Origin of the sequence: Geomesophilobacter sediminis (assembly GCF_016458275.1) — a bacterium.
Taxonomy (GTDB): Bacteria; Desulfobacterota; Desulfuromonadia; order Geobacterales; family Geobacteraceae; genus Geomesophilobacter; species Geomesophilobacter sediminis.
The window spans coordinates 1-8,799 of record NZ_JAEMHM010000034.1; the positions used below are offsets into that span (position 1 = coordinate 1).

The window sequence follows — 8,799 nt, forward strand, 5'->3', positions numbered from 1 at the left end:
GGCGGGACCCTCGTGCTTACCCTGTGGGAGCGCCCTTCCGGGCGCGATTCGATCCTCGGAAGAAGGAGCACCCGAGTAGGCGCCGGAGCTGCTTCTCCCGGCGGACCGCTCCTGGCGCGGATAAGCGGGCTTTTCCCCGGCAAAGCGGGCCGGCTTCCCCTTGGCGGCACCCTCGTGCTTACCTTGGGAGAGCGCCCTTCCGGGCGCGATTTCCCCACCGCGCGGAGCGGGGGCGTCGCCGGTTGTTCTCTTCACGAACGGTTTCGCCCCCTGAACCGGCTTGGCACCGGGCTTGGCGGACATCTTGCCGGGGGCTTTCCCGGCGGCGAACTTGCTGTCTGATTTATCTGGTCGGTTTTTCATTCCATCATAATTAAAGGTAAACGCAGTCGCTGTCAATGTATTGTGCCGGCAACGGTTGCGCCGCGAAGGGGGACCGGTACAATGGAAACTCTTCGATACTGTATCCCACCGGTAACTTCCCTGTTTCAGCTGTACCGGCATCCTGCCGCGAATCGCCTCGTGAACCGCGCCCCGCGCCGACTCCGATCCCTACCATCCGGTGCTTGGGCATAGCAAAGGACGGAGGGAACGAGCATGAGACTCACCAGCCCGGCATTCGTGAACGACGGCGCCATCCCCCAGAAGTACACCTGCGACGGCGACGACATCAATCCCCCCCTGGCCATCGACGCGGTCCCCGTCGAAGCCAAATCCCTTGCCTTGATCGTGGACGATCCCGACGCCCCGGCCGGCACCTGGGTGCACTGGCTTTTGTGGGACATCAACCCCCACACCGGCCACATCGCCGAAAACAGCATCCCCAACGAATCCAGCGCCGGCCTGAACAGCTGGGGACGGCCCGGTTACGGCGGCCCCTGTCCCCCCTCCGGCACCCACCGCTATGTCTTCCATCTCTATGCCTTGGGCCAGATGCTGCGGCTCCCCGAATCGTCCGACCGCAAGGCCCTGGAGACGGCCATGCAGGGGAAAATTCTGGCGCAGTGCCAACTGGTCGGGCTGTACCGGCGCAGGTAGCTTGCGCCCACACCATCCTTGATTTTCCGGGCTGATTTAGCTACTATGGCCCGCTATGAAAAAATTGACCAAACAGATCCAGGTGGGGAATGTCCGGATCGGCGGGGGTGCGCCCTGCGTCGTCCAGTCCATGTGTTCAACCGATACCAGGGACGTCCAGGCGACCTTGGATCAGATCGGGCGGCTTCACGGCGCCGGGTGCGAGGTGGTGCGCTGTGCGGTACCCGACCTGGACGCCGCGGTGGCGCTCGGCGCGATCAAGGCCGGCTGCCCGATGCCGCTCATCGCGGACATCCATTTCGATTACAAGCTCGCCCTCAAGGCGCTGGAATCCGGCGTCGACGGGTTGCGGCTCAATCCCGGCAACATCGGGGAGCGCTGGAAGGTCGCCGAGGTGGTGAAGGCGGCCAGCGAGCGCAAGATCCCGATCCGGATCGGGGTCAACGGCGGATCCCTGGAAAAGGAACTCCTGGTCAAGTACGGCCATCCGACCCCGGAAGCGCTGGTCGAGTCGGCGCTGGGACACGTCCGGATCCTCGAAGAGCTCAACTACGACCAGATCAAGGTTTCCATCAAGGTCTCCGACGTGCAGCGGACGGTGGAGGCCTATCGCCTCCTCTCCGAAGCGATCGACTACCCCCTCCACATCGGCGTTACCGAGGCCGGCACCACCTTCTCCGGCACCATCAAGTCGTCCGTCGGCCTGGGCGTCCTGCTCTATATGGGGATCGGCGACACCATGCGGGTGTCCCTCACCGGAGACCCGGTCCACGAGGTGCGGGTCGCCTACGACATCCTGAAATCGCTCGGGCTGCGCCGGCGGGGGATCAACTTCGTTTCCTGCCCCACCTGCGGCCGTTGCCAGATCGACCTGATCCCGGTGGCCGAGGAAGTCGAGCAGCGCCTGGCGGACATCGACCAGGAGATCACCGTCGCGGTAATGGGCTGTGCGGTGAACGGCCCCGGCGAGGCGCGCGAGGCCGACTTCGGCATTGCCGGCGGGAGAGGGGAGGGTCTTCTGTTCCGAAACGGCGAGATCCTGCGCAAGGTCCCCGAAGGCCAGATGGCCGACGCCCTGGTCGAGGAAGTGCTGAACTCCCTGAAAAAGGATTAGCCGAAGTAAAAGCATCCACGCGGCCACCACCGTTAGGTCCGCGTGCGATGCTTTTTTGTTTGCAGGGGACTGGCTCCGCAAGGTGCCTGTCCCCCTCGATCGTTACGAAGAATGCTGCCTTCGCGTCCCCTCCCCTTCAAGGGGAGGGACAGGGTGAGGATGGGGTTCTTTAAATATGAGCAGAATGTAAATCACCCCTACGAGGTCCGAAACCATGCGTTATTCCCAGTATTTCATCCCTACCGTCAAGGAGACCCCTTCGGATGCGGAGGTCATCTCCCATCAGCTGATGCTCCGCGCCGGCATGATCCGCAAACTTGCCGCCGGCATCTATAACTACCTCCCGCTGGGACTTAGATCCATCCGGAAGGTGGAGCAGATCGTCCGGGAGGAGATGAACCGCGCCGGCGCCATCGAGATCCTGATGCCGGCGGTGCAGCCGTCCGAGCTCTGGAAGGAGTCGGGGCGCTGGGATTTCTACGGCAAGGAGCTGCTCCGCTTCAACGACCGCAAGGACGCCGAGTTCTGCATGGGGCCGACCCACGAGGAGGTCGTCACCGACCTGATCCGCAAGGAAGTCCGCTCCTACCGCCAGATGCCGATCAACCTCTACCAGATCCAGGGCAAGTTCCGCGACGAGATCCGCCCCCGCTTCGGCCTGATGCGCGGCCGCGAGTTCATCATGAAGGACGCCTACTCCTTCGACGTGGACGAGAAAGCGGCGGACACCTCCTACAGCAAGATGTACCAGGCCTACCGGCGCATCTTCGAGCGCTGCGGGCTCAACTTCCGCGCCGTCGAGGCGGATACCGGCACCATCGGTGGGAACTTCTCGCATGAATTCATGGTGCTCGCCGACTCCGGCGAGGATGCCATCGTCTCCTGCTCCGCCTGCGACTACGCCGCCAACATGGAAAAGGCGGAATCCCGCCGGGACGGCGTTGCCGAACACGCCGACCCGCGTCCGCTGGAGCGGGTGAGCACCCCGGGGCAGCGCTCCATCGAAGAGGTGACCGCGTTTCTGGGCGTGAACAGCACCCAGGTGGTGAAGACCCTGATCCTGCTCGCCGACAACGAGCCGGTGGTGGCCCTGCTGCGCGGCGACCACGACCTGAACGAGATCAAGCTGAAGAACCATTTGGGCTGCGCCGAAATCGAGATGGCGGGAGACGACGTGGTGCAGCAGGTGACCGGTGCCCCCACCGGCTTTGCCGGCCCGGTCGGCCTCGCCGCCAAGGTGAAGGTCGTTGCCGACCTCGCGGTGCAGGGGATGCACAACTTCGTCACCGGCGCCAACGCGGGCGACGAGCACCTGAAAAACGTGAACCTGGAACGCGACTGCACGGTGACCAGCTTCACCGACATCCGCAACGTCGTCCTGGGCGACCCCTGCCCGCGTTGCGAAAGCGGCAAGCTCGAGATCTGGCGCGGCATCGAAGTCGGCCATGTCTTCAAGCTGGGGACCAAGTACTCCAAGGCGCTCAAGGCAACCTTCCTCGACGCCGACGGCAAGGAGCAGATCATCTTCATGGGTTGCTACGGGATCGGGATCGGCCGCACCGTCGCCGCCTGCATCGAGCAGAACCACGACGAGAACGGGATCATCTTCCCACTCCCCATCGCGCCGTTCCACTGCATCGTGAGCGCGCTCGCCGGCAAGGACGACTCCGTCAAGGTGGCCTCCGAGCAGATCTACGAGGAACTGCAGCAGGCCGGCGTCGAGGTGCTTCTCGACGACCGCGACGAGCGTCCCGGCTTCAAGTTCAAGGACGCCGACCTGATCGGCATCCCGCTGCGCATCGTCGTCGGCGCGAAAAGCCTCGTCGAGGGGAAGGTGGAGCTGAAAGAGAGAAGAAGCGGTAACGTCGAAGTGCTGCCCATCGCCGAAGCCGTGGCGAAAGTAAAAGCCGCCGTCGCCGAAGCGCTGAAGGCTTAAAAGACATTACAAAAATCCGTCCGCAGATGAACGCAGATAAACGCCGATAAAACCAAGTCCCAAAGAACTTCCTTTTTGAAAGGTTGTTCAGGCGTTCCCCCTTTGCGAAGGGGGGACAGGGGGGATTTGCCTTTGGTGCCGGCTTTGGATCAATCTGCGTCCATCTGCGTTCATCTGCGGACAATAGTTTCTTAGTGAGGACCTATGACCCGAGAAGAAGCAGTCAAAAAGATCATCTTCGCCCTCGACGTGAAAACATTTGACGAGGTCGAGCTCTGGGCCGAGCGGCTGACCGGGCACGTCGGCATGTTCAAGGTCGGCAAGCAGCTCTTCACCTCCTGCGGGCCGGAAGCGGTCAAGGCGATCACCAAGCGCGCCGGCGAGGTCTTTCTCGACCTGAAATACCACGACATCCCGAACACGGTCGCCATGGCCACCCTGGAAGCGGCCCGGCTGGGCGCCAAACTCTCCAACCTGCACGCTCTGGGGGGCTACGAGATGATGGCCACCACCATGGAGAAGCTGCACCAGGAGTTCCCCGGCGCCGACCGCCCCCAGGTGCTGGCGGTCACCATCCTCACCTCCTCCAACGAGGAAACCCTGCGCGGAGTCGGGATCGAGCTCCCCGTCCCCGAGATGGTGGTGAAGCTGGCGCAGCTTGCCAAGAAGGCCGGCGTCGACGGCGTGGTCGCCTCCCCGCAGGAAGTCGAGCTGATCCGCAACGCCTGCGGCAAGGACTTCCTGATCGTGACCCCCGGCGTCCGTCCCGCCTTCGCCTCTGCCGACGACCAGAAGCGGATCATGACCCCGTCCGACGCCGTGAAAGCCGGCGCCGACTACCTGGTGATCGGCCGTCCCATCGCCGCCCACCCGGACCCGGTCGCCGCCGCGAAGCTCATCGTAGAAGAAATCGTCAACGGCTAGACCTTTGATAGGCTATTTCTCCCCTAGGGAGCTCGGAGCCATCGGATAAGAAAACTGCCCCTGCGTCCCCTCTCCTTCAAGGAGAGGGACAGGGTGAGGATGGGGTTAAAGAGCCGGTATGCCAAAAGAAGAAATCATCTACGGGTTGAACCCGGTCATGGAAGCCCTGCGGGGCAGCCGCAAGATCTTCGAACTTTTCCTCGCCGGCTCGCAGGCGGACAAGCGCCTGGAGAAGGTCCTCAAGCTCGCCGCCGAGCGCAAGATCCCGGTTCGGCAGCGTGACCGGGGCGACCTGCAGCGCCTGTGCGGCACCGACCACCACCAGGGCATTGCCCTTAAGGTCGAGCCGTTCCCGTACGCCGACTTTGACGAGGTGATCGAGGGGCTCAAGGGGAACCAGGAGGCGCTGGTACTCGTTCTGGACAGCGTGCAGGACCCGCACAACCTGGGGGCGCTCATCCGCAGTGCCGCCTGCGCCGGTGCTCACGCCGTGGTGATCCCCAAAGACCGGGCCGCCGGCGTCACCGCCGCGGCCGAGAAGGCCTCCGCCGGGGCGACCGAAACCATCGCCGTGGTGCAGGTGGTCAACATCGCCAAGAGCCTTGAAGCTTTGAAGGAAGCGGGTTTCTGGATCTACGGCGCCGACGGCGCCGCCCGGCGGACGTTATACGAGCAGAACCTGACCGGCCCCGTTGCCCTGGTGATCGGCGGGGAAGGAGAGGGGATCCGCCAGTTGGTGCGTAAAAGCTGCGACGAACTGATCTCCATCCCGCTGCAAGGGGGCGTGAACTCCCTCAACGCCTCCGTAGCCGGCGGCATCTTCCTCTTTGAAGTCGTGCGACAGAGACTGCAAAAAGCGTCCGCAGAAGCACCCCGATAAACGCCGATCTTCCCGGTAAACAAACCCTCTTATCCCCCCTTTGACAAAGGGGGGGCTGGGGGGGATTTGCTTCTAATCTTTTTAGCCTTTTTAGCTGCTCAACAATCTGCGTCTATCAGCGTTCATCTGCGGACCGCGGTTTATAATCCGCGCTGATCAACGTAGATTCCTGGGGAAATTGTTGTGACTATTTCTCTGGGTCCGTTTGCTGATAATATAATTGCCGTTTACGGAAGATTTAGGTTGACCCAGTCTCACGGCTGTAGTATATAAGGTGAACCACTTGATGACGCGGGGTGGAGCAGTCTGGTAGCTCGTCGGGCTCATAACCCGAAGGTCATAGGTTCAAATCCTATCCCCGCAACCAAAAACATAACAGCCACTTGGCCCTAAAAAGCTAAGTGGCTTTTTTGTTGTCCAGACGCAGATGTTGACGCAGGTGGTTGTCGGACGGTAGCGGGCGGCCGATCGGGCAGTGATTGGCAGTTAATATGGCCATGATTGACTGGCGTGATGCCGACTAGCGCTCCATTGCTTCTGCTTCATCCTTGATACTTAGAACCTCCTGTTTGATTTCGCTCGGGATCGTTTCGATGATCCTCCGTTCCGCCTGCTCGGTCTTCGGTAGGTTGGTACCACAAGGCAAGTTACGGAGACTGCACCGACATGGTCATGTCCGGTTTCCAGTCAGGAAGGCAGTACTCCTTCCGTTGCAGGGTCATCGGAAGGGATAACAAGGAGGGCCCCTGGTCCCACGTGGTTACCCTCGTTGTGACCTGACGCCGGCCGGGTTTCCCCCGGCGGCAACCGGTTGTACAAAAGCCCCGGCAACGTCGTAGACCTCGCGCGCGGTCCCGTCGTTGACGGGGCTTTTTTTTTTCGGAATCCAGTCCCAGCAAACGGGTCGCGACAAAAATGTTCGAGGTGCCTTTGGAAACATTTATGACCGGAGATGTTTGTCTGAGGTCGGGGCAAACGGGCATAGGGTCGTCGATATTTGTGGCAAGTCGCAGCAAAAACGCTGGGACGAGGGCAAAAATGCAATTGGTCGAGAGAAAAATGTTTTCAAGGAGGGAAAATGCCGTGCGGTCCCTCCAAAAAGATTTGGAAGGCGACAAAAATCCGTGAGGTCGCGGCAAAAAGTTTAACAAGAGGGCACAACGGGACTATGTCGCCTTAAAAAGAAAAACAAGAGGGCGAAATTCCGCAAGGTCGCGGCAAACACGAAAAGACGATGGCAAAGTTGTCTGGGAAGGCTCCAAAAACGTGCAGAAGCGGGCACTGTTGTCTGAGGGAGGGCCAAAAACGCACGGAAGAGGGCAATGTTGTCGGAGGGGGGGCCAAAACCGCACCGAACGCGGCACTGTTGTCTGGGAAGACCCCAAAACGGCACGAGTGCGGCGGCCGATTTGGCAGGGATTGGCAGGTTTGTTTGCCCACAGCCAAACCTATCGCGGAACTTGTGTCCAGGTATCTGACTTTGAGACTGCAGTACCTCTTTTTTCGCCGGCAGAACCTCAATCGGTAAAGACGGCAGGAAGTTGCCTGGATCAAAGATGATGTCCATCCGCTCTCCTTGGGCGTCTTCCTATCGGCACCGGACCGACTCCGACCGGCGTGCTCTACCGGGCCCATTCTCCCGCTGCCACCGGGCGAGGGGAGCCTCCCCTCATGTTATCCATATACTCTTTGAACCATCGGGTGTAGCATAACCAGATGAAAAATTCCGATCTTGAAGGACGGCTGGTTTACTACAGCGAGGCAGAAGAGCTGGTCAACCGCTTAACCCACGGCGCCGGAGCGCTCCTGAGCCTTATCGGGGTGACGTTTCTCATCGTGATGGCAGCCGGGCAGCATGACGGCTATCGCGTTGTCAGCGCCTGCATCTACGGCGGGGCGATGGTCACCTTCTATTGCCTGTCGACCGCCTATCACAGCGTCCGTAGGCCCCACGTGCGCTACGTGTTCCGGATTCTGGACCATGCCAGCATCTATTTGATGATCGCGGGTAGCTACACCCCCTTCGCCTTGGTCTCGATGCGGGGGCCCTGGGGGTGGTCGCTGTTCGGCACCGTTTGGGGGCTGGGAACGGTCGGCGCGATCCTGAAGATCTACAACACCCATCGCCTGCGCGTTGTTGGACCGCTGCTCTACATTGCCCTGGGGTGGATCGTGGTAATCGCCTGGAAGCCGCTTTCCGCCGCCCTGGCGACTAATGGCCTGACGCTCTTGTTTGCCGGGGGAGTGGCCTATACCTTCGGGGTCATCTTTTACCTCTGGGATCGTCTCCCCTTCAATCACGCCATCTGGCATTTCTTCGTCCTCACCGGCAGCGCCTGCCACTTCTTTGCCATTTTCTATTACGTCACCCCGCGCTTAATCTAGGAAGCCCGACCTTCCGGGCGTCCGTTTCTCCTCCCGAAAAACGGTGATCCCCGCCGCGGCACTGGTAACAATCCGGTCGAAAAACAGAATTAATCCGGCCCATAGCCGACTGATATTGTCACGACCCAAACGCAAACTGTCTCGTTCAAGGTTATGCCTCGCACCCATCAGTAATAATAAAGCGGCCCCCCGGCAGATAATGTGGTAAAGTGAGAACCGGGTACTTACGCAATTGAGGTTAAACTACAAGGGGCAAAATCATGAGCAAAGGCCAGGACAGTAAGAAGTCATCGAAAAAGGCACCGGCTAAAACTGCGAAGGAAAAGAAGGCCGACAAAAAGCTTAAAAAGGATGAAAAAGCAAGCAGCGTGAAACTCACGATTTAAACGGCGTGAATCACGTCCTATTGTTGTTACAGTCGATGACGGCAGCCTGCTGAGTTGGTAGGGAGCGAACCTCCCGGCGCAGTGGATCTGCCGTCAGTCGTTTGTGCCCCGTTCCAATCTCCTCGCTATTTATCCG

8 protein-coding genes and 1 tRNA gene are annotated in these 8,799 nt (G+C 60.5%); 8 read left to right on the forward strand and 1 reads right to left on the reverse strand.

Going from position 1 to position 8,799, the window contains the following annotated elements:
• A partial coding sequence (locus tag JFN93_RS24815; RefSeq protein ID WP_199387083.1) for a hypothetical protein occupies window positions 1-363 on the reverse strand: 363 nt, incomplete at its 3' end.
• 234 nt (window positions 364-597) lie between these two features.
• Between JFN93_RS24815 and JFN93_RS24820 the strand changes: the two genes are divergently transcribed.
• The 8 genes from JFN93_RS24820 to JFN93_RS25875 all read left to right on the forward strand — a co-directional run bounded on the left by JFN93_RS24820 (window position 598) and on the right by JFN93_RS25875 (window position 8,663).
• Window positions 598-1,038 carry a YbhB/YbcL family Raf kinase inhibitor-like protein gene (locus JFN93_RS24820; RefSeq protein ID WP_199387084.1) on the forward strand — a complete coding sequence of 147 codons (441 nt, stop codon included), beginning with the start codon at window positions 598-600 and terminating at the stop codon, window positions 1,036-1,038.
• A gap of 55 nt (window positions 1,039-1,093) precedes the next feature.
• Complete coding sequence (gene ispG / locus JFN93_RS24825; RefSeq protein WP_199387085.1) at window positions 1,094-2,152, forward strand: flavodoxin-dependent (E)-4-hydroxy-3-methylbut-2-enyl-diphosphate synthase; 1,059 nt, start codon at window positions 1,094-1,096, stop codon at window positions 2,150-2,152.
• A 214-nt stretch (window positions 2,153-2,366) separates the two neighbouring features.
• Window positions 2,367-4,088, forward strand: a complete 1,722-nt coding sequence (locus JFN93_RS24830; RefSeq protein WP_199387086.1) for a proline--tRNA ligase — start codon at window positions 2,367-2,369, stop codon at window positions 4,086-4,088.
• A gap of 204 nt (window positions 4,089-4,292) precedes the next feature.
• A complete protein-coding gene (pyrF, locus tag JFN93_RS24835; protein WP_199387087.1) occupies window positions 4,293-5,012 on the forward strand; it encodes an orotidine-5'-phosphate decarboxylase in 720 nt (239 codons plus the stop codon).
• Window positions 5,013-5,130: 118 nt separating this feature from the next.
• Window positions 5,131-5,892 (forward strand): 23S rRNA (guanosine(2251)-2'-O)-methyltransferase RlmB, encoded by a 762-nt coding sequence (gene rlmB, locus JFN93_RS24840; protein WP_199387088.1) that lies wholly within the window; start codon window positions 5,131-5,133, stop codon window positions 5,890-5,892.
• A gap of 290 nt (window positions 5,893-6,182) precedes the next feature.
• Window positions 6,183-6,259: transfer RNA gene (locus JFN93_RS24845), tRNA-Met, on the forward strand.
• Between the two features lie 1,349 nt (window positions 6,260-7,608).
• On the forward strand, window positions 7,609-8,277 hold the full coding sequence (gene trhA, locus JFN93_RS24850; protein ID WP_199387089.1) for a PAQR family membrane homeostasis protein TrhA: 669 nt from the start codon (window positions 7,609-7,611) through the stop codon (window positions 8,275-8,277).
• 260 nt (window positions 8,278-8,537) lie between these two features.
• Window positions 8,538-8,663 carry a hypothetical protein gene (locus tag JFN93_RS25875; RefSeq protein ID WP_268898861.1) on the forward strand — a complete coding sequence of 42 codons (126 nt, stop codon included), beginning with the start codon at window positions 8,538-8,540 and terminating at the stop codon, window positions 8,661-8,663.
• The last annotated feature ends 136 nt before the right edge of the window (window positions 8,664-8,799 follow it).

Bases quoted from the DNA above. Each gene is read 5' to 3' on its own strand.
- pyrF (WP_199387087.1), top strand. From the start codon at position 4,293: ATGACCCGAGAAGAAGCAGTCAAAAAGATCATCTTCGCCCTCGACGTG.
- JFN93_RS24820 (WP_199387084.1), top strand. From the start codon at position 598: ATGAGACTCACCAGCCCGGCATTCGTGAACGACGGCGCCATCCCCCAG.
- trhA (WP_199387089.1), top strand. From the start codon at position 7,609: ATGAAAAATTCCGATCTTGAAGGACGGCTGGTTTACTACAGCGAGGCA.
- rlmB (WP_199387088.1), top strand. From the start codon at position 5,131: ATGCCAAAAGAAGAAATCATCTACGGGTTGAACCCGGTCATGGAAGCC.
- JFN93_RS25875 (WP_268898861.1), top strand. From the start codon at position 8,538: ATGAGCAAAGGCCAGGACAGTAAGAAGTCATCGAAAAAGGCACCGGCT.
- ispG (WP_199387085.1), top strand. From the start codon at position 1,094: ATGAAAAAATTGACCAAACAGATCCAGGTGGGGAATGTCCGGATCGGC.
- JFN93_RS24830 (WP_199387086.1), top strand. From the start codon at position 2,367: ATGCGTTATTCCCAGTATTTCATCCCTACCGTCAAGGAGACCCCTTCG.